Raw genomic sequence first — 23,198 nt, 5'->3', positions numbered from 1 at the left:
GCGCCCGCACCTTCCCCGCTCGCAGATCGTCATTCTGCACAAGACCGCCTAATTCCCCTCCCAAGAATTGACCCTTCCTCCATTCTAAACGCCGACAAAAGGGCAAAAACAGGCGGGAACGGGGTAGATTTCCCCCTTTTTCGTAAGGGACAGGGCAGTTGAGCGCGTTTTGACGTGTCTTGACAGACCCTCTAGAATACTCCCTCACAAATCAAGATAGCGTGGCACACAAGGTCTTTTCTTATGGATAACGGACTTCCTGATAACGTACAGCTTCAACACTTCGCCTCCAGCATCTCGTGGGAGCGCGTGAACGAACTGCGCGAACAGTTTCAGGAATTCGTCAGCAGCATCCGCAACAAGCGCGGCTCACATCCCGTCACCAGCCGGATGATCCGTCACCTTGTGCGCGGCTATGCCGAGATGGACGAGGAAAACCCCGATGGCAACGTCCTGCTTGCCCGTGACGAACCGATTGTCCTTGCCACCCTTTTAGGGCGGCGCTTTCAGCAAGGACCATGGCTGGATTACATCAAGCCCTATAACCTGAACCCCGCCGTGATCCATGAAAACATTCACGAGGCGGGCGGGATGCTCCAAATTCGTCCGGTGGGGACGGAATTGGAAGTGGGCGTCGTCCGCCCCGATCTGGAAGACCCCACCGAGGCAGATTTGGATATGTTCCATGACGCCTACCTCACCAACGCCCAACGCCTCGGCGCAACCCTTGATATTGCCCCTGAACTGTGCATCTATCAGGCGGAGATCACGCAAGGTCCCGCCATTGGCTTTGCTAAGATTCAGCGCAACGTCGAACTAAACCTTGCGGCGCTGGCACATGCCACCAAAGCGGCGGGGCTGTGGCTGGCGGTGCTTTCCACCTACCCCACCGAGACCGAATTTGCCACCTCCCATTCGGATAAGGTGGAGACGGTGGCGATCTTCTTGAACGATATTAACGAAAGCCGCGAGCGCCAGCGCGATATTCTCTCTGGGCTGCGCCGCCGCTATGAGATCACACGGGGGGCAGCCCGCCCCGCCAACCTGCTGCGCTTTCAGGGGTATCACATGCATATCGATATTGCTGGACGCTCCGAGGCGTTGGGAATGCTTGCCTACCAACTCAATTTGGGGAGCGCCTCGGCAATTGCCAACGCTGCGCTGCTGAAGGGCGGTCCGTTCATGGATGGGGCGTGCGATACCGAACGCCTCTGTGTGCGGGAATACGTCCGTTCGATCAGCATCACCGGTCATTATGTCGATAGCCCGCTTAGCCCCCATCTGCAAGCGGACGGGATGGAAAAACACGCCCATCTGCTGCGCTCCAACCTTGCCAACGGAACAGCGCGGGCGCTTCTCTATGGCGTCGAAGATGAGCTTCCCTTTTCGGGGATGCACAACATGTTGGGGCGCGTCCGCCCCGATTTGGAATCGAGTAAGCGCGTTTGCACCCTCGAAAGCACCGGAATGCCAAGCAATCCTTCCGCCGAGCGCTTGGCGGCAGTGGCAACGGATTACCAATTCAGTATGCTGCTGTTGGAACATTATTTCCGCCGTCACGGGACGAACCTTGCCCCCCTCCACGACGACCCTGACTTTCTGGATGTGTTCGGTACCCTCGATAGGACGACCTTCCACGCCATGATCGAACGGACGGATCGGCTTGGCACAGACTCAAGCATCCTCACCGCCGGCGGGCATGAACTCTCGCTGGTCGATTTTTACGAGAAAAAGCGCCGTCTGCTAAAACGCCAACTTTCCCCGCTGAACGTGATCGACAGCCGCGATCTGGACAGCCTCTATGATCGCATTTTCCACTTCTTGGTTGCCCCCAACGGCGGCGCGGCGACGATTGACGACTTCATCAACCATCCCACCCGTCGGGGGACGGGCAATTGGGGGCGCATCCTGCGCGATGCTTATGTCGAGGCGGGCGGCGTGTTGGGCAAAAAAGATAACGTCGCGGTGGGAAAGGTTGTCCAGCAGCTTCATCAGGCGCTTCAGCACCGTTACGAGATGTAGTAGGGACGCCCGCCGATGATCCCCGCGCTAAAGCACGGGAATACCCTCACCCCCTTACCCCCTCCCCCCCAAGGGGAGGGGGAATCCGTCTATTTATCCGCATCCCGTATGTCGTCTTTAAGCCCTAACGGGGTGGTCATTCCTAGCGCGTGGGCTTCAGCCCCGCGCCTGACCCCGCCGCAGGTCGCCCGCCGCTAAAGCAGCGGGCTAAGCGTAACCACCCCCTACGGGGCTTGAAATGCGCCCTCAACACGAAATCAACCACAGGGCTTCGCAGAGGTCGGGGTGATCAGCCGCCATCCCGTTGATCAGCCGTCAGGCACAAGACTTCCCAGAGTGTGTACAATCAGAAGGGTGGTCAGAAAAGGATCAACAAGGGCGGTGGGGATGCGTACACGGTGGCAGATCACGCTCAGCGGGGCAGCGCTCATGGGGGCGCTCCTCGCCTGTAATTTATTCCCGGGCATCCCTGTGACGCCGACTCTTGTGCCAACCTTCCGTCCGACAAATACGGCAGTTGCCCTCGAACCGACCAGCACCCCGTCGCCGTTCCCGACGAGTACGCCCCTCCCGACGAATACCCTCACCTTCACCCCAACCCTCCCGCCAAGCGTGACGCCGCTCCCGCCAAGCCCCACGCCGACCTTTACGCCAAGCGCAACGATACCCTTCACGGCAACCTTCAGCCCAACGCCGCTCCCCCCCACGCCAACGCCGACCTTCACACCGACGCCACAGCCGCCGACCCATACGCCCACCGAAACACCCTTCCCCACCCAGACCGCCACCCCAACGGGACAAGGGTTCGTCACCGCAACGCCAATCACCACTCGCCCGCCCTCGCCCTCACCGCTGCCCACCGTCCTCATTTTTTTCCCGACGGCAACCCCGCAGCCAACCTTCACCCCGCAGCCCCCGCCGCCCACCGCGCAGCCAATCACCCCCGTTCCGGCAACGCGCATCGTCCTGCTGACGACCTTCACCCCCGCCCCCGCTTTCCAGCCGACGGCGATTCCCGACAGCACGCCGGTGTTCATTGCGCCGCTCCCCACCCGCACGCCGACTCCGGCGGTGGTCGCCGCGCTGCCGCCGCTCAGTTCGCCGCCCGCCCGTCTGATCGTGGGCAGCGCCGCCGATTATGTGAATATTCCCGATGGCTTGATCCAGCGTCCGGCGGCGGGGAGCGGCGTCTCAGCATTTGATGTCAGTTCCGGCGGGCGGCGGGCGGATGTCCTTTTGGATGGGCGCTTGACGATTGATGGGGCGATCTACGTAGGGGACGACAAACACACGAAGCAGCAGTTCATCTTTGCCCGCTGGTCGCCCGACGGCAATTGGCTGGCATATATCGTCCAGACGCCCGACGCGGCGGGTGGGCAGTTCAATTCGCAGCACACCATTGATGATGGCGTATGGGTGTTGGACATCTACAATGCCGCCGCCAAACCGCGCCATGTCCTGCGTAATTTCTATGTTCCGGGATCAAACGAGTACCCCTACCGGATCGCCCGTTCCCTCTCGTGGGCGTCGGATAGCGATGCGATTCTGGTGGAGATCACCGCACAAGGGGGTGTGCCGGGGCAAATTCTGACGGGCAAGGGGCGGCAAGCAAACGAGCGAGCGCCCGGATTGTTCCAGATTCGCCTCTATGCGGGCGGGTGGTGGCTCACCCGTGAGGCATGGCTGGCGACGACGAGCGATCCAACGCAGCCCGTTCAGTTGGGGCTTGTCAGCCGCGACACGGGGGCGCTGATCGCGCTGCTGAACGGCGGGCAATATGGCATATGGATGCAAAACCCGATCTTGCTTGGCGATGGGCGTTATGCCTTCCTCGGCAAGCCCTCCCCGTCGGGGCGCTTGGAGGGTGCGGCGGTGGGCTTGCAACTCTACGTTTACCGTGTGGGAAGCGCCCCGCAGCCCGTTTCCGATGCGCTGCCCGGGGAGGTGCTTTCGGCGGAGTGGAATCCCGGACGGACGGCGATCCTCGTCAATCTGCGGGGCTATGATGGTGTGCTGCGGGTGGCAATCCTCCGCGTGAACGGGCAAATCACCTACCTAGAGGCGACGACGCCGGGGGCATCGTGGGCGCGGCGGCAATAGGGCGGACGCCCCAAGGGGCGTCCCTACGGGTGCGGGGTCAGGCGCGGGGTTAAAACGCCCGCGCTAAGGCTGATCACCCCGTTGGGGCTTAAAACAGGAGAGCCTCTTTGCCTTCAAGCCCCGAAGGGGTGGTTACTTTCAGCCCGTCCCCTTTAGGGGCGGGCTAACGCATGATCCCGCCTTTTCATTGTGTTTGTACTTCGTTAGCGGACAAGCCTTAAAGCACGGGATAGCTATGTATCCCACTAGCGTGGTCAAGAAAAGTCCTGTACAATATTTTTTGTGATATGTTTTATTGCTCTCCTCACCATTTACCCACATCATCCATCCCCCTATGGCGGCTGTTCCGCCAATCTATTATGATGGATTGTTTGGCTTGAAGCCTTTTTTGACCAAAACCAAAGTTAATTTTTTTGCCAAAACCGTTAAGGTTAAAAACGAAGTAAAGTAAAAGGAGTCACAGCGCGGGCGCGAAAGCGTCCCCCATGCGTTAACGTTCCCCGACACCGCACCACGCGCTTTCGGTGATGTTTTCCCCCGCCTACCACCATGAGTACCAAAACAGCGAAAACCCCCAAGACGCTTCCGCCCCTCCAAGTGATCCCCATTGGCGGGCTTGGCGAGGTCGGCAAGAATATGACCGCCTTCATCTACGGCAAGGATATGATCATTGTCGATGCCGGCTTGATGTTCCCTGAAAACGATATGCCCGGCATTGATTACATCATCCCCGATTTTCGCTTTCTGCAACAGCAGACCGATCTCAAAGTGCATGGCATTGTGATCACGCACGGGCATGAAGATCACACCGGCGCCATTGGGCATGTGGCAGCGGCGTTCCCCGCCCCCATTTACGCCACCCCGCTGACCTGCGGCTTGCTGGAAGTGAAGCTAAAACACGCCAAGATGCTCGATCCCAAGCGGCTGATCCGCTTTGAGGCGGGCGATGTGATCAAGCTGGGACCGTTCAGCGTGGAGACCTTCCACGTCTGCCACAGCATCCCCGATTGTGTGGGGTTGGGCATTGATACACCGGTGGGCTTGGTCGTTCATTCTGGCGATTTCAAATTTGACCACACCCCCGTAGACAAAAAGCCGACGGATTTTGCCAAACTGGCAGAATTTTCTCAGCGCGGCGTCCTCGCCTTGTTCAGCGACAGCACGAACGCCGAACGCCCGGGTTGGACACCCTCGGAGAGCGTCATTGATGCCGCCTTTGATCGCGTCTTTAAGGATGCCAAAGGGCGTATCCTCGTCGCCACCTTCGCCTCGCTCATCTCACGGGTGCAGCAGGTGGCATGGGCGGCGGGGCGCTTCGGGCGAAAGCTCGCCTTTGCTGGCGCGTCTATGGCGGAAAACGTCCGTATGGCGCGGCAGATGGGCTACCTTGACCTATCCCCCGATATGATCATCCCGCTTGACGAGGCAAAGACTCTCCCTCCAGAGCGCGTCGTCCTCATGGTGACGGGAACGCAGGGTGAGCCGTCCTCCGTGTTGAGCCGCCTTGCCAATGGACGCCACCCGCAGCTTGCCATTGAGCCAACGGATACGGTGGTGTTGTCCTCCCACCCGATTCCGGGCAACGAAGAACTCGTCGCCCGCACAATCAACCGCCTGATCCAGCGCGGCGCACGGGTCGTCTACGATCCGATTGAACAAGTCCATGTCTCTGGTCACGCCAGCCAAGAGGAACAAAAGCTGCTGATCAACCTCGTCCGCCCAAAGTTTTTCGTCCCCGTTCATGGCGAACTGCGCCAACTGATGCAGCACGCTCGCCTTGCCGAACAAGTGGGAGTCCCGCACGATCATATCGTTGTCGTTGAAAATGGAACGATGATTAGTTTTTCGGCGCAGGGTGAAATGACCGTCGGTGAGCGCGTGCCGGGCGGCTATGTCTTTGTCGATGGGGCAACCGTAGGCGATGTGGGTCCCACCGTCATGCGGGATCGGGAGATACTCTCCCGCGATGGCGTCGTTGTGGTGAACGCCCTCTATGACCGGGCGCGAAAGCAGTTCCGCGAAGAGCCGGAGATCATCTCGCGGGGGTTTGTCTTTAGCCCCGATGGAGAGCATGAAATCTTGGAAAACGCCCGCCAGCGCGTGCGCGAGGTGGTTGCCCAAAGCCGCAACGGGAACACTGAAAACATTGTCCAAGACGCGCTGAGCAAGCTGTTCTTTGGCGAGACCGGGCGTCGCCCACTCGTTTTTGTTTTTGTGAACGAGGTTTAACCACCCGTACCACAAACGTGGTATGCTTTTCCGGCAAAGGCTACAGATGATTCGCTCTGAATGAGGACTCCAGCATGTCTGATCTTTCCGGCAAGACGCTTGGTCCCTATACGCTTGAGAAGCCGCTTGGCAAGGGCGGCATGGCCGCGGTTTACCAAGCGGTGCAAAGCAGCGTTGGGCGCAAAGTGGCAATCAAAGTCATGGCGCGGGACATCGCCAGCGATCCCGGCTTTGTCGAACGCTTTGAACGCGAAGCGAAGATCATCGCCGGGCTTGAACACCCGCACATCCTACCGGTCATTGACTACGGCAGCGACAATGGCATTCCCTATATTGTCATGCGCTATATCGAAGGCGGATCGCTGGATGATAAACTGCGGAAGGGGGGCATGGCGCTGCGCCAAGTTGCCACCTATATCACGCAGATTGGGTCTGCCCTCGATTATGCCCACCGGCACGGCGTTGTTCACCGCGATTTGAAGCCAAACAACGTCTTGCTGGATAAAGACGATAACTGCTACCTGACCGATTTCGGCATTGCCCGCATTGAGGGCAGCGAGCGAAAACTGACGGCGACGGGGACGGTCATGGGGACGCCTGCCTATATGTCGCCCGAACAGGCGATGGGGCGGGCGGTGGATGCCCGTTCAGATATTTACACATTGGGCGTCATGCTCTACGAATTTGTCTGCGGCAAACTCCCCTTCAGCGCCGATACGCCCGCGGGCTTGATCTTCCAACACGTCTACGAACTTCCGCCCCCGCCGCACACCATCCGCTCAGATTTACCCGCTGGCGTTTCGGAAGTGATCGAACGGGCGCTGCAAAAAAGCCCCGATATGCGCTATGGATCGGCGTCTGAGTTTGCCCACGCCTTTGAGGACGCCGTGCGCGGCACACAGGGGAACTTTTCCCCCCAGATGGGCAATCAGGCAACCCTTGTCCCCACCCCCTCTGGCACATCCGCCGCGCCGCGCCCGATAACCCCCCCCGGCACCTATCAGCAGGGGGGGGGCGGGAATGTCCCCGACAACGCCACGATGCGCCCCAACACCCCCGCTAATTCTGCACCCGCCACCGCGCCGCGCTATGGCAACGAGGATTACGGCGGCAATTATGGCGGCGGAATGCCCGCTGGCACAATGGCGGGCGGCGCGATAGGCGAGACACCCAAGCCCAAATCCTCTCCGGTGCTGCTCATCGGGGTGATTGCCGCCCTTGTCTTGGGCGGTGGCGCGTTGGGGTTGGCGGCGCTGAGCAGCAACAATGCCAATCAAGATAACCTGAACAAGACGGGGACGGCGGTCATGATGATCCTCTCCGCCACCGCCCCCGTGACGGCGACGCCGACGATCACCCCCTCGCCAGAGCCGACGGAAACCCCCAACGCCACCCAAACGCTGATTGCTGGGCGGTTGGCGACGCTCGATGCGCAGGAAACAGCGGTTATGATCAATGCCACTGCCACCGAACGCGCCGCTGCTGCGGCGACCAGCACCTCGCTTGCCGAACAAATTGCGACGGTGCGTGCCTTCAGCGCCAACCAAACGGCAGTTGCCGAAGCAGCCAATGCCACAGGGACGGCGGCTGTTCTTAACGCGACGGCAACGGGGATTATCCGCGATGCGACGAATACCGCCATCGCCTTAATTCCCACCTTTGATCCGATTCCCACCCTGACCGCAGCGGCGGCGACGATGAACGCCCTGAACCCCTCCAAAACGCCGGCGCCACTCGTCGTCACGGCGACCCCCCGTATTGTCACGGCGACAGCGGTTGCCTTTACCGGCGCTGACCCCCTCTTGCTCTCTGAAGACGCGGGGATCGTTGTCAATGCCCTGATCAGCCGAGGGGTGATTCCGTCCAGTAAAACGGCTGTGCGCGTGCCGATCCCCACCACAAAAATCCTGACGGGCAGCACGACGGCGGAAAAAACCTTCTATTTCGACCTGCTCAGCCGCGCCCTGTTCTACGATTTCGCCCTCTCGGTGGATGTGGCGGTGAACAGCAGCACGGAAAGCACCGGCGCCACCTCCTGCGGGATGCTCCTGAACGGCGCAAACGACGTGGTGCTGGAAAATGAGACCATTGATACGATTGATTTTCTCGTCTACCACCTCTACCGCAGCGGGACGTATCGTCTTGACGCCCGCGCCAATAACACGTGGAGCAGCCGCGCCATTATGAGCGAAAGTTCCTCGGAAGTCAGCCGCTTGGACGGCGGTATCAACCGTGTGACGCTGGTGGTGGTGGGGACGAACGCCAAGTTCTTCATCAATGGCAATCTTGTTTCGGAAAAGACCCTGAACGAAGGGGATGCCGTCTACAACGGCGGCTATCTCGGCTACTTCATGATTCGCGGGGTGCAGGGCAGCGGCGAGAAATGCACCTTCTCTAATTTGAGCCTGTGGCGTTTGTCTTAGCGCTTGTCTCTAAGCGTTCACCTATGGGGCGCATCGTTCGGTGCGCCCGCTTGGTTTAGGTGTTCCTTTCACCATCCTTTTCATAGACCTAACGGCAGTTTGATGACCGCACCGACGCCCACACCCTTGCCACCCCCCGCACGCGGAATTCTGATGCCCATTGGCGGCGCTGAAGATCGGCGCGGCGGACGACGCATCCTCTCCCGCTTTCTGGAACTCAGCGGCGGCAGCCAAGCGCGGATCGCCGTGATTCCGGCGGCGTCTACCTTCCCCGACGAACTGGGGGCGATCTACGACACCATCTTTGATGAGCTTGGGGCAGCCGAAACCCATGTCCTGAATGTCTGGCGGCGGGCGGATGCCGATGATGCCGATCTGTGCGCCCCGTTGGAGGACGCGACGGGGATTTTCCTCTCCGGCGGCGATCAGGTGAAACTGGTCACGCTCTTGGGTGGGACGCGCTTGGGGCAGCTTATCCGCACACGCTTTTCGGGGGGGGTCAGCGTCGCTGGAACAAGCGCGGGGGCGGCGGCGCTCTCCGCCCACATGATCGCCTTTGGGCGGGGGGGAAGCGCCCCCTCCTTTCGGATGGTGCATCTGGCGCCGGGGTTGGGGATGATGGACGGCGTGATCATCGATCAGCACTTCCGCGAACGGGACCGCATCGGGCGCTTGATGACGGCGCTTTCCTATAACCCCTCCCTTGTGGGGGTGGGCGTGGATGAGGACACCGCCTTCATCATTCACCCCGACAACCACTGTGAGGTGATCGGCACGGGGAGCGTCACCATCGTTGACGCCCGCCATATGGCTTACACCGATGTCTATCGCGTCAAACAGCACGAACCCATCGCCATGTTTGGGATGACCGTCCATATCCTCACCGAGGGGTGCGGCTATGACCTCCACGCGCACACCCCTAAGCACCCCCACCCAACGGCTGAAACGCCGCATTAAACGGGTGTGCGGGGCTAAAGCCCACGCGCTAGGCATGATCGCCCCGTTGGGGCTTAAAACGGAATACACGGCGCGGCTTTTCGCCTTTCAAGCCCCGTAAGGGTGATTGCCCTTAGCCCGCTGCTTTAGCGGCGGGCGATCACGGCGGGCTAGAGGCGCGGCGGGTGCAAAAAAGGGGTAAAATAGAGGACGTTACGCGCTCGTCAACCCCATTAACGGTGGGATCGGATGGATCAGTGATGCCCCGCCTTGAACAGACCTTTCGCACCGATGCCCTGATCATCCGCCGCCAAGATTACCTTGAGGCGGATCGGCTGCTCACGCTGATGACCCCCGCACACGGCAAGATACGCGCCATTGCGAAGGGAGTTCGCAAACCAGCGGCGAAGATGGGCGGGCATTTGGAACTCTACACGCGGGCAAACCTTCTGCTGCGGCGCGGACGCGATCTGCATCAGGTGACCCAAGCGGAGTGCGCCGAACCCTACCGCGCCGCCCGCGAACACCTTCACTGGTACGCCTATGCCTCTCACCTTGTCGAACTCTTAGACCGCTTCAGCGAGGACGACGAACCCAATCCGCCGCTCTATGCCTTGCTTAATGTGGCGTTGGGGTGGCTGGCAGAGCCTTCGAGCGATCTCGCCCTCATCACCCGCTTTTACGAAACGCGCCTCTTGCGGCTGACGGGCTTTGAACCCTCTCTGTTTCGCTGTGCGGTGGGCGGGGAAAAAATCACCGCCCAAGATCAGTTTTTCAGCGTGGGCGATGGCGGTCTGGTTTGCCCTGACCATGCGCGGGGGCGGTCTTTGATCCCGCTCTCGTTGAACGCCCTGAAGCTGCTCCGCCATATGCAAACGGATGATTTCGAGGCGGTGAGCCGGTGGGACCTGAGCGCGGCAATGCACGCCACGCTGGAACGGGTTGCCCACACCTATATTGCCCATATCTTAGAAAGCCGCCTGAAAAGCGCAGACTTTCTTCACCTGTTACAGCGCCTCGAAACGTCACCATCCCCCCCGCCCGTATCTCCATAGGGATAGGGCGGGATAGGGCGTCCCTACAGGGGCGCGGGGAGGCATGGGACTAAAAGGCATGTCCGGTAACTATTGCAGTACCCTCACTGGTTGGACTGCAACCAGCCTTCTTACAAGAAGGACGGGCGTCGTTCGTTTCCCTTGATCGCCACCGCCTGCCCATCACCACGTATATCGTGATAAGCGGGGCTGTCAACCACTGAGGGTCAATCTCGTTGAAAAATGCTGTAGGGGCTGTTGAGGGTGCAACCCCCGTAGGGGCGCAAGGACTTGCGCCCCCATCGCCGCCCGCCGCTAAAGCAGCGGGCTAGGAGTAACCACCCCTTCGGGGCTTGGATACCCTACTCTCTCCTCGCTTGCGTGGGAGAGGGGGCTAGGGGTGAGGGGGTCTTCTCCTGATCCCGCGTGTTCAATGTGGTTGTACTTAGGGGACTAAGGTCTCTTGACATAGTTTCACCCTTGTGGGAGGGGACCTACCTACCCCCACCATGCGGGGCTGGCTCAGCCGATGACTGCCGCATAGACACCCATCAAGCGCCGCGCCACCGCCTCCCACGAATAGCGTTCTAGCGCCAACGCCCGCCCTTTTGCCCCCAATTCGGCGGCGCGGGCGCTATCGGTAAGCGCTGTGTGGAGCGCCTCCGCCAGCGAGTGGGCGTCGCCTAAGGTGGCATAAAACGCCGCATCGCCCAAAATTTCGACGCTTGCCGGACGGGTAAAGGCGACAATGGGCAGCCCTTGCGCAAGGTAATTGTAGATTTTTCCGTCGCCTTCGGTGGGGGAAAGTTTCGGCGCAACAGCGACATCCCCCAACGCCAGATAACGGGGGAGTTCCTTGTAATTGATCTTGCCCGTGAAGGTGGTGTAGGCGCTAATGCCCATCGCCGCCGCCCGCGCTGCGTAACGGTCTTCATCGGGAAACCCCATGATCAGAAAATGCCCCGATGTATCCCCCAAAGCGGTGACGAGATGGTGAATCGCCTCTAAAAGGCAATCGACCCCCTGATATGGTTTGAGCAAGCCAACAAACACGACGATTTTCTTCGCGGCGGGCAGCTTGAGCGCGGCGCGGAGATCGGTTGCCTCAAGTCCGGGGCGGAACTCATCGGTATCTACCCCATCAAAGGTGTGGTAAATGCGCTCTGGGCGCACGCCAAAATCGCGGATGGCGTCCTTCACCATCTGCTCGGATTGGGTGACCACCGTCCCCAAATGGAGCGTGCGGCGCTCGATCCAACGAAGGAATTGAAAAAAGCGGCTCTCGGTTTTGGCGTAGCCGTGAGCGACGATCTCGCCCGTGAAACTCCCCTGCATATCAAAGACGAAGGGGACGCCTGTCAGCGCAGAGAGCGCGTAGGCAATCCAACAGCCATCCCACCCATGCCCATGAAGGACATCCGGCTGAAAACGGCGGACGCGCCGGAGAGAGCGCTCAAAGAGCAGCAGCATGAGGTAGAGCTTGTGGTAGCTGGGACCGGCATCGAGTTTGGTGTACCAGGGGATGCGCCGAATACGGTAGGTGGGAATGCCCGGCATATCCCGCCCGATGTGGTAAGTGACCAGTTCAACGGCGCTGCCCAAGCGCTGAAGCGCCCGTGCCTGCTCGTAAATTTGGACATGCCCCCCGCGATCTACAAAAAAGGGCGTGGGGGCAATGGCAAGGATGCGGTAAGGCGGCTGGCGGCGTGGTGGTGACATCCCTCTACTATACCATCCCCAACGCGCTTGGCGAGAGGTTGTACCCCCGCCCGAAAAGGCGTGTCCGCAAATAGGTCAGTCTAAGAGAGCTGCCAAAACACCGAGGGGTCTAGGCTTTATTGGTAGTAGGGGCGCAATGCCTTGCGCCCATCGCCGCCCGCATGTCGCCCGCCCCCTCACCGCACCGTTTCCCAAATAAATTTCAGATAGCCTTCACACACAATCTCACCCTGTGCGGTACAATCCGCCCGCACGCGAAAGAATCCCGTCCCCTCACGGGTTTATTTGAGAGGATATTCTTACTATGACTGATTCGCCGTTATCGCCCAACCCTGTCCCCGGCACGGTGCAGCTTGCCCGCCCGCCGGAGGTTTCCCCCGACACCGCGCCTTCGCTCAGCCTGCCGCGCCGCCTTTTTCGGGCGCTTGCTGTGCCGATCCTCGCTGTTTTTACAGCGGTGATCATCGGCTCGGTGTTCATCCTGCTGGCTGGCTTCGATCCCTTCCTTGCCTTTGGGGGCTTGCTGCAAGGGGCGTTGGGCAGCGATGTGGCCATCACGCGGACGTTGTTGAAAATGACGCCGCTGATCCTCTCTGGCTTAGCGGTGGCGCTTGCCTTCAAGGGCGGGTTGTTCAACATCGGGGCGCAAGGACAACTGGTGATCGGCTCACTGTGTGCCGCCATCATGGGCTACGCCGTCTATGGGCTGCCGCCGCTGCTCCATGTTGGACTGTGCCTGCTGGCGGGCGTTCTCGGCGGCGCGGCATGGGGTTTCCTGCCGGGCTTCCTAAAGGCGCGGACGGGCGCTCATGAGGTGATCACGACGATCATGCTCAACTACATTGCGGTGCTTTTCGTGGAGTGGGCGGTTGCCCCCGGACGCCCCAACTCTCTACCCGGACCGTTCGCCTTTTGTCTCACTCAAGGGCAGTGTGAAAGCAATCCCAACCGCACGCCGCCCCTGTTGGAGAGCGCCTACCTCCCGCCCATCTACGTCCCCGGCGGGCGTAACCCCTCCGAATACCTCCACCTCGGCGTGATTGTCGCCGTGATCGTCGCCATTTTGGTCGGGATTCTGCTCTTTAAGACGACCTTCGGCTTTGAACTGCGGATGGTTGGCTTGAACCCGAACGCCGCCCGCTATGCCGGAATCAAGGTGGGGCGGATGACGATCATCACGATGGTCTTGGCGGGGGCGCTGGCGGGTTTGGCGGGCGCCATTCAGGTGACGGGTGTGAACCACGATTTTCAGACGAATCAAAACTTAGCGACGGGCTTTGATAGCATTGCCGTCGCGCTGCTGGCGGGGAGTAATCCGGTGGGGATTATCCCTTCCGCCTTTTTGTTTGGGGCGCTGGATGCGGGAACAACGCAAATGCAGTTTGCCTCCCGCGTGTCCGGCGAACTGATCCGCGTCATGCAAGCGCTGATCCTCATGTTCGTTGCCGCCGATCAAATCATTCGCGGGCTTTACCGCATCAAGGGCGGCACAAGCGAGGGCAAGATCACCCTCAGTTCAACGTGGGGGCAGCGTTAAATAGGGAGATTTAACTGATCATGGATGAATTTATTGGTGTGATGAACGCGGCGATCCGCTTTAGCATCCCGATCACCTTAGGGGCATTAAGCGGGATCGTCAGCGAACGCTCTGGGATTGTGAACATCGGCATTGAAGGGATGATGTTGGGGAGCGCCTTCAGCGCCTTCATTGCCAATGTCTACCTCAGTGCGCCGGGCGTCCCGGAGGCGCTTCAAATGCAGCCCGTCCGCTTGGGCTTGGCAATTTTGGCGGCGGCGGTGACGGGCATTGCCCTTGCCATGCTGCACGGCATCCTCTCCATCCGCTTTAAGGTCGATCAGATCATCAGCGGGACGGTGATCAACATCCTTGCCGCCGGCTTGACGGGTTATCTTTACATTGGTGGGCAGAACAACCTCGGACAGCTTCCCGCGTTGTCGAACCCCTTTGCCTGCACCGCCAACACCCCCTGCGAAAAAGGAATTTTATATGGAATCAGCAGCATCGTGTTTGATAAAGCGCTGCTCACCTACCTCACCTTTATCCTCGTCCCCTTTTTGGGCTATGCCCTGTTTCGCACCACATGGGGCTTGCGCACCCGCGCCATAGGCGAAAATCCCCGCGCCGCCGATACGCTTGGGGTGAATGTCTACCGCCTGCAATACACGAATCTGGTGATCAGTGGGATTTTGGTCGGCTTGGCGGGGGCGTTCCTCGTCTTGGAGGGCGTTTCCTTCGAGCGCGGCATGACTGCTGGAAAAGGCTTCATCGCCCTTGCCGTCATGATCTTCGGCATGTGGCGACCCTCGCGGGCGTTTTTGGGGGCGCTCATGTTCGGCTTTGCCTATGCCATCAACAACCAGCTTCAGTTTGCCAAAATCCAGATACCGCATCAGTTCGTTGCCATGCTGCCTTATGTTTTGACGTTGGTCGTCTTGGCGGGCTTCATGGGGCGGGCGCGTCCTCCGGCGCATGTCGGTCAGGCGTATGAGGTGGAGTGATCATGACAACGACACAACCAACCCCCCCCGACACCCGTGAGATCGTCCTTGAGGTGGCGGGCGTCACGAAACGCTTCCCCGGCGTCATTGCCAACCAAGATGTCAGCCTAAAACTTCACAAGGGGGAGATTTTGGCGCTTCTTGGCGAGAACGGCGCGGGTAAAAGCACGTTAATGAACATCATCTATGGCTTGTACCATCCCGACGAAGGGCAAATCCTCTTAAAGGAGCGGGAGGTGAAGTTTGCCAGCCCCCGCGAGGCAATCCACAGCGGAATTGGGATGGTCCATCAGCACTTTCAACTGATTCCGGTGATGACCGTTGCCGAAAACGTCGTCTTGGGGGAGGAAAAGACGGTGAGCGGGCAAGAGGATGCCCCCCCGCCCGATGAAACCGCCTTTGCCGGCGCGGTGCGCCTTATGTGGGGGGCGCTGTGGCGGGTGGTGACGCCTTTTTTGGCAGCGCTCGTTGGCGTGGGGCTTGGCTATATCCTGTTTTTGTTTCTCTTGAATTTTGGCATTTACCTTCCGAACAACCCCGATTTTGGGCAGCGGCGTTTCCAGCGCCTAGAGCTTTTCGAGAAGGCAAGCCTTGCCCTCGGTGAGTATTACCAAAGCCACCCCGTCCTGACGACGATCCTCGTCTGGCTGCCGCTGGTGCTTGGGGCGGTGGGCGGGGCGCTGACGATGGTCTGGCTTTACCGCCACGCCCGCCGAACATGGCACGGGCGGACGTTGAAACTGGAGTACAGCGCCCACCGCTCCGTCATGGATATGGCGGTCAGTGCTATCCTCGATTGGTTTGGGACGGTGCTGAACCGCCTAAACCGCCGGCGCACCGCCCGCCGCGTGCGGGAGATTTCCAAACAATTCAACCTCGAAGTAGACCCCGACGCGACGATAGAGAAACTTCCGGTGGGTATTCAGCAGCGCGTGGAGATTGTGAAAGCGCTCTACCGCAAGGCGGAAATTCTGATCCTTGATGAGCCGACGGCAGTTCTTACCCCGCAAGAGGGGCGCGAACTGTTCCGCATTATGAAAGACCTTGCGGCGAAGGGCGTTTCGATCATCTTCATCACCCACAAGCTGAAGGAGGTGTTCGCCATTGCCGATCACATTGTCGTCATGCGCGGGGGGCGGGTCATGGGGGCGGCAGCTCCCGCCAGCATGACGGAAGCCTCCCTTGCGGCGATGATGGTTGGGCGGGAGGTGCTGCTAAAGGTGAACAAGCAGCCCGCCCAACCCGCCGATCCCGTCCTCGTTGTGGCGGGGATCAGCGCCCAAGATGAGCGGGGGACGACGGCGGTGAAAGAGGTTTCCTTCACGGTGCGGGGGGGGGAAGTCCTCGGCATTGCTGGCGTGCAGGGCAACGGGCAGACCGAATTCGTAGAGGCGCTCACCGGGCTTCGTAAACCACTGAGTGGGACGGTGACGATCAACGGCGTGCTGATACCGATCCAAAGTCCCCGCGCCCTGATGCTTGCCGATACTGCCCATGTCCCCGAAGACCGCCACCGCTACGGGATGGTAAAACCCTTCTCCGTTGCCGATAACCTTGTTCTGAACAACTACTTTAAAACGCCCTTCGCCGTGTTTCCCGATCTGCGCGAGATACCCGCCGCTGTCGCCGTGTATGGGGCTACTTTTGCGCTGATCTTCTTTGCCCTGTTCACCGTCCTCTGGACGCCGCTCTATGCCCTTTTGGTGAACGCCCTGCGCCTTTCCGAACTGGATAACCGCCGCGAGATTCCACCCTTCCTGCTGGCGATGGGCGTTTCGCTGGTGGCGGCGCTGCTTGGGGTATTGGCTGCCCACCGAGGGAGTATTGCTCTCTTGGGCGTTCTTCGGCGCTGGCTTAAGACGGCTGCCGTCTCAACAATGGGCGGGCTGACGGTGAACGCCGCCGCCGTCCACGACACCGCCCAAGAATTGATCGAGGAATTCGATATTCGGACGCCCTCCCCGGAAACGAAAGGGGGCAGTCTTTCCGGCGGCAACCAACAAAAAATGGTCGTGGCGCGGGAATTCAGCCGCCAGCCGCGCCTGCTGATCGCCTCCCAACCGACGCGGGGCATTGATGTCGGCTCGATTGAGTTCATCCACAACCAGATCATCCGCCAGCGCGATGCCGGCGCCGCCGTCTTGCTCGTCTCTGCCGAGTTGGATGAGATCATGGCGCTTTCGGATCGGATTGCCGTCATGTACAAGGGGCAAATCATCGCCATTGTGCCAAGCGAAGGGGCAACCCGCGAACAACTGGGCTTGCTCATGGCGGGCATTCACCCCGAAAGCGATCCAGAGTCTCCCGTTCCAGAGACGAAATGAGACTCTTTAGAGACACATTGCAACAGCTTAGAGACAAAAAGGGACGACATGAGACAAAATCCCCTGTATCCTATGTTCAACGTTCGGGAACACACAAGCAGTTCAGGAGAGAGTAACAATGTCTGACAATCGCTACACCGGTGAGACGAAGGTTGTTGAGCGTGCGAAGAAGGATGCGGCATTCCGCAGCCAACTGATGAGCAATCCGAAAGCCGCAGTCGCCGCCGAGACGGGCTGGCAAATCCCAGATAACGTCACGGTGAAAGTGGTCGAAGAAAGCGCCGACACGTTCTACCTTGTCATCCCCTTCAGCAGTGAAGGCTCGGAACTCGGTGATGAACAGCTAGAAGATGTGGCGGGTGGGTCGCGGACGCGCTGCTCGAATATCCAGACGTGGACGTGTGTCTGCACGGGCTAAGCTCTGGGCAGCAGTCTACAGACCAAGGCATCACAGCGTTGCACGCTTGCCCCATATGGGGACACCCATCGGGCAAGCGGGGCAATTCAACGAAAAAGGTCAGTTTTCTCATAGCAAGTGGTCGGTTTACACAGTAGGTTACACGGAGGCTCCCCATGTCTGACGCACGTCGTGAAGGTGAAGAGAAGGTTGTGGGTCGCGCTAAGAAAGATTCCGCTTATCGCGCCGAACTCATGGCAAATCCGGCGGCAGCCGTCGCTTCGGAGACGGGCTGGCACATCCCAGATGGCGTAAATATCAAGATCGTTGAGGAGTCTGCCGACACCTTTTATTTGGTGATCCCTCACATGCCCGCCGCGGAAAGCGGCAGCGACGAACTCTCCGATGATCAATTGGAGAACGTGGCGGGCGGTAATCGCGGGCGTTGCGCGAATGTTCAAAGCTGGACATGCGTCTGCACGGGCTAATCCCCTAACCCGCTCGGTTTCCGCGTTGTTCGCTGTTCTACGCGCCGCGTGTCCGCAAGGATGCGCGGCTCGTCGCGTTTGGGGGCAGGGGAGTGAGGGCAGACGACAAGGACGCTAGCCAGGCTTCGTGACGCCTCTTACTTCAAGGATTTTTTGGGCTTGGCGCTTGCTGGCAGATCAGATGTCCCCTTTGTGGATAAGGGTTTGGGCAGTAAAGGTTTCTCCGTCACCAAATCATAGCCCACGTTTTCGCTCAATTGCTTCGCCTGGGCACCAAACAATTTTGCTACCTGCCAGACAATATCCATCGCTGTTGAAAGGGATACAGTTTCGGCATCAACAAGTTTTTCTGCCGCCAACTCTTCGGCAAGGCGCGTATACATAAGGGCGTACTTCCCAAAATGATCGCGTGGGTTTTCTTTTGGGGAGATTTCTAACTCGTTACGCAATTGAATGGTCGTGCGATCCCAAAGCCCGCGATACATCCGCTCCGTCGTTTGTGCGTACATAGAGGGGGGCGCACTAAGAACGGCTTGGCTCAACGCCTCGACAAACCGTTTACGTGTGATGATTCCTTCCACACGGTAGACAATCCAACTGTCTGGTTTCCCCTTCGCCTGATACTCCGCAATCGTCCTGTCTAAGGAGCGAAACAATCCTAATTCTGGGTCATCTTGCTCCTCAAACCGTTCAGCCCCAATGTGTGCTAACCATAGTTTTAGTGGCTCGACTTTGGGCGACGGCACAGACTGAATCAAGCGTAAAACTTGTTCCGCATTCATCACATCCGTCAAATAACGCTTTCCGTCGCTGGCAAGCAGCTTTAACCGCTTAGAACCTGTGAGAGAGACATTGCCCTCGCGCTTTAGACGCCCTTTAAGGACATGATAGTAGTTTTGAGCGCGTTTTTGATCCGCATCGAGCAAAACCATCAAGATATCCACAACCCCATAGTACCATGTGTTTTCATGCCATTCACGTCTGATGTGGCTACCATCGATGGCGTCTGTAGGGATTGGATGACTCATGAAACACCTCAGATCACTTAAAAATCAAGTACACTTAAATAATAAGTATATTAAAAGGTATTGTCAATAGATCGGTCACTGTTCTGGCTGTTTTTGCCCTGCGGCAAAGTGGTGAGTGAGGGACTTACCCTGCCTCAATAGGTGTCAAGTGGCTTCAGTCTCTTACAACATGTAAGAGACTGAATGTTCATTCATTTAGAGAAACGGTCTATTCTATGGCGATAGTCGCTTAGTAGATCGTCAGAAAGGTCATCACAAAGCTCCTACAGCATTTTTCAAGGAGATCGACCCCTTAGTGGTTGGCAGCCCCGCTTATCACGATATAGTTACCGATGGGCTAGGGGGTGGTGATCAGGGGATAAACGAACGACGTCCGCCCTTCTTGTAAGAAGGATGGTTGCCGCCCAACCAGTGAGGGTACGGCAATAGCGTTAGAACATCCATGGTAACCCTCGTTTCCCCTAGTAGTTCGTCAAGAAAATTTTTAAAGAACCCCTATCCCCCGCTCCTTTCCCCGTACACAGGGAAAGGAGCGAAACGCTGCGGACGAGGGGGTGAGGGGGAAGCCCCCTCAAAGACGTGATTCCCCCTGCTCCCACAGGGAGAAGGGGGTTAGGGGGGATGAGGGCTGTCTCTTTCTATGGTTACCTTCTTGATGGTTGACTAGCCCCGCAGAGATGGCTAACTTGAGCCCCCTGCGTTAGCGGCGTCTCTGCGGCGGGGCATGTTTCGCTTACCACGCCAGCAGCGCCTGATAACGCTCAGTTCCTGTATAATAGTCAGGAGATCAGTACGACCAAGCTGATGGGGATGGAATTGGGTGAAATCATGCAGCCGATAGAGTCGATAGACCGCTTTGGTGAGCAGTTCCCATCAACACGGATCGGGCGCTCCATAGTGATTCATGGCGACTGTCTGGCATGGCTGCAAACCATCCCAGAAAACAGTTTACACGCCATCGTGACTGATCCACCTTATGGAGTCAAAGAGTACCAAGCCGAGCAGCTTACCAAACGGGAAAAAGGGCAAGGCGGCATTTGGCGCATTCCCCCATCGTTCGATGGTCATGAGCGCTCTCCTTTGCCACGTTTCACCGCCCTTAATCCGAAAGAACGGGCAACCTTAAAAGCATTTTTTACCGACTGGGGGACATTGGCAAGGCGAGCGCTGCTGCCCGGTGGTCATCTCTTTTTGGCAAGCAATGCCTTCCTCTCCCAGCTTGTCTTTGGCGCGTTGATCGAGAGCAATCTTGAATTTCGGGGAGAGATTATCCGTCTGGTGCAGACTCTGCGCGGCGGAGACCGCCCTAAGAATGCCGAAGAAGAATTTCCCGATGTATCCTCACTGCCACGGGGCGCATTCGAGCCATGGGGCTTGTTTCGTAAACCCCTTCTCCCCGGAATGCGGGTGAGCGATTGCCTGCGGGACTTCGGCACTGGCGGTTTGCGGCGCACCCCTGACGGTAGACCGTTTAGCGATGTCATTCCGAGTGAACGCACACCACAAAAGGAACGGGATATTGCCAATCACCCCAGTTTGAAGCCGCAATCCTTCCTACGCCAAATCGTTTATGCCGCCCTCCCCCTCGGACAAGGTATTCTTGCCGACCCATTCATGGGTTCTGGAGCGACCATTGCCGCCGGGGAATCTATGGGGTTGTCGTGTGTAGGGGTAGAACGACACACAGACTACTATCAGATGAGCCTAGCGGCAATTCCCAAACTAACGAAACTTCAATCGTCCTTCAAAGGCTCCGCATACCAGTCCTCTTTATTTCCTTAACCGAGGAGCTTTGTAAATCCAGTTCAGCATCATTTTTTGATAGCCGGAGTCAGCTACACTGGCTGTAATTGTCCGACGGCTGGTAGCTGACCGTCCCGCGAATTTCCAATCCTCTTTTTCCAATTGAGCGCCAGCAACCATCAAGAACCTAAAGGGTATGACCACTGCCGCCGTACCTTCGTCTGCCTCATCACTATCACTCGCTCTATTGCTCTCAAAAACGATCACCATCAGCCACACAGCCTCTGGGTTGTGACCTTGCCATGACCGCACGTAACGCGAGGCTTTGACTTCAATTCCTTCCGTTGTGTATTGCACACGGTTCTTGGGAAAACGCCCGACAGGAATCAGGTCAGGATGACCATTGTGGTAGCGATTTTTGGCAAGGGTTGGGCAGTATTTCGGAATGCTGGCAATAACAAATTCGCCGACCATACTGCTAAAATTGGCGGGCATGAGCATTGTTTCTAGGCGTGGAATATCCTTTGTTGCCAGTTGTTGATTCACAAAAGACAAGAAGTCGATGAATTCGTTCATTGCCAATCTGATGTGTTCGGGGGTGCATCCGTAGGGTAATTCGGCGTAAGGATTGAACCCCGCTGGGTCAGGTAGTTGAGGAAGGGCTGTGTTGTCTGCCATAGATGTTATTCCGATGGTAACGTAAAACCATCTGATTTCAGCCTCAACAAGTCCGTCATTCAGGGTCTTTGACAAACCGGTTGTGTAGAATGTATTTCAAACAACCTATCGCCCCTCCCCTTTTCCCGCAGACGGAGAAAGGAGACCGAGGGGTAATGTCTTTTGCCTTTCAAGCTCTGTCGGGGCAGTTCCCCTTAGGCTGCTGCGTTAGCGGCGTCTCTGCGGCGGGGCATGTTTCGCTCACCACGCCAGCAGCGCGGGCGTTTCCAAGACGCCGCGTAAATCGCTGAGAAACTGCGCCGCCACCGCCCCATCAACGACCCGATGATCCACCGAGAGCGTCACCATCAGGAACGATTTCAAGACGGGCTGATCGCGCTCATCCGGCGCAAACAGGCGCTGCGTCCGTCCGACGGCTAAAATGGCCACCTGCGGCGGATTGATGATCGCCGTGAAGCGATCCACCCCATACATCCCCAAGTTGCTCACCGTGAATGTCCCCTCACGGACATCATTCAGGTGCAGCGTGTTCGTGCGGGCGCGTTCGGTCAGCGCATCGATCCGCGCTTGCACCTCGCGCAGCGAACAACCCTCTACGTGCGGAATCACGGGGACGACCAAGCCGCCCTCCACCGCCACCGCCATGCCGATGTTCGCGGTGGAGTGCAGGAAAATCGTCTCGCCGTCCGTCGTCGCGTTCAGATAGGGGTGACGCAGCAGCGCCGAGGCACAGGCTTTCATGATGATTGCCGTCACCGAGAGTTTTTCGCCGCGCCCTTTGAGCGTCGCCCGCAGAGTCTCAATGCCGTTCATGGCGATCTGCGCATCAAAGAAAACATGGGGCGCCGTCTGAAAACTCTTTTGGAGGCGATTGGCAATCGTCCGCCGCATTCCGGCGATCTTCACCTCGCGGATTGCCCCGCCGTTCTGGAGGCTGTTCTGTACTGCGCTGCTTTGCGCGGCAGCGTCGACATAGCGCTGCACATCCGCCCCCTGTACGCGCCCTCGGACGCCCGTCCCCCCTCTGTGGGCAATTTCGGCAAGATCGATGTTCTGCTCGCGGGCGAGGCGGCGGGCGGCAGGTGTGGCGCGAACCTTTCCACTGGCAATGCCCCCCTCCACATCGCGGCGGGTGATCCGCCCTTGTCGCCCCGACCCTTGCACGCCGGTCAGATCAACGCCGTGCGCCTCGGCAACTCGCTTCGCTAAGGGCGTTACCGCGCTTTGGGGCATGGGGTTGGGGTAATCGCCCGTCGAAAGCGCCTCGGCAACGGGCTGATCGATCCCTTCAGCGGGCGGCGGAGCAAGGGCTGCCTCTCCGGGACGCGCTAGGTAACAAATCACCGCCGTCACGGGGACAACCGCCCCCTGCGGGTATTGAAAGGCGTAGACCGTCCCCGCTTCGGGCGCTTCTACCTCCATATTCACCTTGTCGGTGGTCACCTCGCAGAGCGGGTCGCCAGCGCGGACGGCATCCCCTTCAACAACCAGCCAGCGGACGATCTCCGCCGTCTCAAGGGTGAACCCAAACTTGGGAAGGATGATCGGAAGGGGCAT

The 23,198-nt window shown here is 58.7% G+C and carries 16 protein-coding genes; 12 read left to right on the top strand and 4 right to left on the bottom strand.

Annotated features, from left to right (window positions below):
• Nucleotides 1-243: 243 nt before the first annotated feature.
• The 6 genes from HS103_07455 to recO all read left to right on the top strand — a co-directional run bounded on the left by HS103_07455 (nucleotide 244) and on the right by recO (nucleotide 10,765).
• Nucleotides 244-2,022 (top strand): hypothetical protein, encoded by a 1,779-nt coding sequence (locus tag HS103_07455; GenBank protein MBE7512635.1) that lies wholly within the window; start codon nucleotides 244-246, stop codon nucleotides 2,020-2,022.
• A gap of 387 nt (nucleotides 2,023-2,409) precedes the next feature.
• Nucleotides 2,410-4,122 carry a hypothetical protein gene (locus HS103_07450; protein MBE7512634.1) on the top strand — a complete coding sequence of 571 codons (1,713 nt, stop codon included), beginning with the start codon at nucleotides 2,410-2,412 and terminating at the stop codon, nucleotides 4,120-4,122.
• 549 nt (nucleotides 4,123-4,671) lie between these two features.
• Nucleotides 4,672-6,351, top strand: a complete 1,680-nt coding sequence (locus tag HS103_07445) for a ribonuclease J (GenBank protein ID MBE7512633.1) — start codon at nucleotides 4,672-4,674, stop codon at nucleotides 6,349-6,351.
• A gap of 74 nt (nucleotides 6,352-6,425) precedes the next feature.
• Entirely contained in the window at nucleotides 6,426-8,774 is a 2,349-nt protein-coding gene (locus HS103_07440) for a protein kinase (GenBank protein MBE7512632.1), read from the top strand.
• Nucleotides 8,775-8,933: 159 nt separating this feature from the next.
• Complete coding sequence (locus HS103_07435; GenBank protein MBE7512631.1) at nucleotides 8,934-9,731, top strand: cyanophycinase; 798 nt, start codon at nucleotides 8,934-8,936, stop codon at nucleotides 9,729-9,731.
• 239 nt (nucleotides 9,732-9,970) lie between these two features.
• Nucleotides 9,971-10,765 carry a DNA repair protein RecO gene (gene recO, locus HS103_07430; GenBank protein MBE7512630.1) on the top strand — a complete coding sequence of 265 codons (795 nt, stop codon included), beginning with the start codon at nucleotides 9,971-9,973 and terminating at the stop codon, nucleotides 10,763-10,765.
• Nucleotides 10,766-11,266: 501 nt separating this feature from the next.
• On the opposite strand, the gene HS103_07425 is transcribed toward recO, so the two are convergent.
• Nucleotides 11,267-12,463, bottom strand: coding sequence for a glycosyltransferase family 4 protein (locus tag HS103_07425; protein ID MBE7512629.1), 1,197 nt, complete (start codon nucleotides 12,461-12,463; stop codon nucleotides 11,267-11,269).
• 304 nt (nucleotides 12,464-12,767) lie between these two features.
• On the opposite strand from HS103_07425, the gene HS103_07420 reads away from it, so the two are divergent.
• From HS103_07420 to HS103_07400, 5 genes are all read left to right on the top strand, one after another.
• A complete protein-coding gene (locus HS103_07420) occupies nucleotides 12,768-14,000 on the top strand; it encodes an ABC transporter permease (protein ID MBE7512628.1) in 1,233 nt (410 codons plus the stop codon).
• 20 nt (nucleotides 14,001-14,020) lie between these two features.
• Entirely contained in the window at nucleotides 14,021-14,983 is a 963-nt protein-coding gene (locus HS103_07415) for an ABC transporter permease (GenBank protein ID MBE7512627.1), read from the top strand.
• Nucleotides 14,984-14,985: 2 nt separating this feature from the next.
• A complete protein-coding gene (locus HS103_07410) occupies nucleotides 14,986-17,307 on the top strand; it encodes an ABC transporter ATP-binding protein (GenBank protein MBE7512626.1) in 2,322 nt (773 codons plus the stop codon).
• Nucleotides 17,308-17,425: 118 nt separating this feature from the next.
• Nucleotides 17,426-17,725, top strand: a complete 300-nt coding sequence (locus HS103_07405) for an NHLP leader peptide family natural product precursor (GenBank protein ID MBE7512625.1) — start codon at nucleotides 17,426-17,428, stop codon at nucleotides 17,723-17,725.
• Nucleotides 17,726-17,880: 155 nt separating this feature from the next.
• Entirely contained in the window at nucleotides 17,881-18,192 is a 312-nt protein-coding gene (locus HS103_07400) for an NHLP leader peptide family natural product precursor (GenBank protein MBE7512624.1), read from the top strand.
• Between the two features lie 137 nt (nucleotides 18,193-18,329).
• Here HS103_07400 and HS103_07395 read toward each other — a convergent pair whose 3' ends face one another.
• Nucleotides 18,330-19,220: a hypothetical protein gene (locus HS103_07395; GenBank protein ID MBE7512623.1), complete on the bottom strand. Its 891-nt coding sequence runs from the start codon at nucleotides 19,218-19,220 to the stop codon at nucleotides 18,330-18,332.
• A gap of 828 nt (nucleotides 19,221-20,048) precedes the next feature.
• On the opposite strand from HS103_07395, the gene HS103_07390 reads away from it, so the two are divergent.
• Complete coding sequence (locus HS103_07390) at nucleotides 20,049-21,002, top strand: site-specific DNA-methyltransferase (GenBank protein ID MBE7512622.1); 954 nt, start codon at nucleotides 20,049-20,051, stop codon at nucleotides 21,000-21,002.
• Here the strand turns inward: HS103_07390 and HS103_07385 are convergent.
• A complete protein-coding gene (locus tag HS103_07385; protein MBE7512621.1) occupies nucleotides 20,991-21,641 on the bottom strand; it encodes a hypothetical protein in 651 nt (216 codons plus the stop codon). The genes HS103_07390 and HS103_07385 overlap by 12 nt on opposite strands.
• A 240-nt stretch (nucleotides 21,642-21,881) precedes the next feature.
• A complete protein-coding gene (locus HS103_07380; GenBank protein MBE7512620.1) occupies nucleotides 21,882-23,198 on the bottom strand; it encodes a 2-oxo acid dehydrogenase subunit E2 in 1,317 nt (438 codons plus the stop codon).

The organism is Anaerolineales bacterium (assembly GCA_015075625.1).
Classification (GTDB): domain Bacteria; phylum Chloroflexota; class Anaerolineae; order Aggregatilineales; family UBA2796; genus UBA2796.
The sequence above is the reverse complement of the archived record's forward strand: the minus strand, read 5'-3'. Positions and strand labels throughout refer to the sequence as shown.

What these genes read in the sequence shown, in the direction of transcription:
- HS103_07450 (MBE7512634.1), top strand. Translation starts at nt 2,410, where the DNA reads ATGCGTACACGGTGGCAGATCACGCTCAGCGGGGCAGCGCTCATGGGG.
- HS103_07385 (MBE7512621.1), bottom strand. Translation starts at nt 21,641, where the DNA reads ATGGCAGACAACACAGCCCTTCCTCAACTACCTGACCCAGCGGGGTTC.
- HS103_07395 (MBE7512623.1), bottom strand. Translation starts at nt 19,220, where the DNA reads ATGAGTCATCCAATCCCTACAGACGCCATCGATGGTAGCCACATCAGA.
- HS103_07440 (MBE7512632.1), top strand. Translation starts at nt 6,426, where the DNA reads ATGTCTGATCTTTCCGGCAAGACGCTTGGTCCCTATACGCTTGAGAAG.
- HS103_07425 (MBE7512629.1), bottom strand. Translation starts at nt 12,463, where the DNA reads ATGTCACCACCACGCCGCCAGCCGCCTTACCGCATCCTTGCCATTGCC.
- HS103_07445 (MBE7512633.1), top strand. Translation starts at nt 4,672, where the DNA reads ATGAGTACCAAAACAGCGAAAACCCCCAAGACGCTTCCGCCCCTCCAA.
- HS103_07405 (MBE7512625.1), top strand. Translation starts at nt 17,426, where the DNA reads ATGTCTGACAATCGCTACACCGGTGAGACGAAGGTTGTTGAGCGTGCG.
- HS103_07420 (MBE7512628.1), top strand. Translation starts at nt 12,768, where the DNA reads ATGACTGATTCGCCGTTATCGCCCAACCCTGTCCCCGGCACGGTGCAG.
- HS103_07390 (MBE7512622.1), top strand. Translation starts at nt 20,049, where the DNA reads ATGCAGCCGATAGAGTCGATAGACCGCTTTGGTGAGCAGTTCCCATCA.
- HS103_07410 (MBE7512626.1), top strand. Translation starts at nt 14,986, where the DNA reads ATGACAACGACACAACCAACCCCCCCCGACACCCGTGAGATCGTCCTT.
- HS103_07455 (MBE7512635.1), top strand. Translation starts at nt 244, where the DNA reads ATGGATAACGGACTTCCTGATAACGTACAGCTTCAACACTTCGCCTCC.
- recO (MBE7512630.1), top strand. Translation starts at nt 9,971, where the DNA reads ATGCCCCGCCTTGAACAGACCTTTCGCACCGATGCCCTGATCATCCGC.
- HS103_07415 (MBE7512627.1), top strand. Translation starts at nt 14,021, where the DNA reads ATGGATGAATTTATTGGTGTGATGAACGCGGCGATCCGCTTTAGCATC.
- HS103_07400 (MBE7512624.1), top strand. Translation starts at nt 17,881, where the DNA reads ATGTCTGACGCACGTCGTGAAGGTGAAGAGAAGGTTGTGGGTCGCGCT.
- HS103_07380 (MBE7512620.1), bottom strand. Translation starts at nt 23,198, where the DNA reads ATGCCCCTTCCGATCATCCTTCCCAAGTTTGGGTTCACCCTTGAGACG.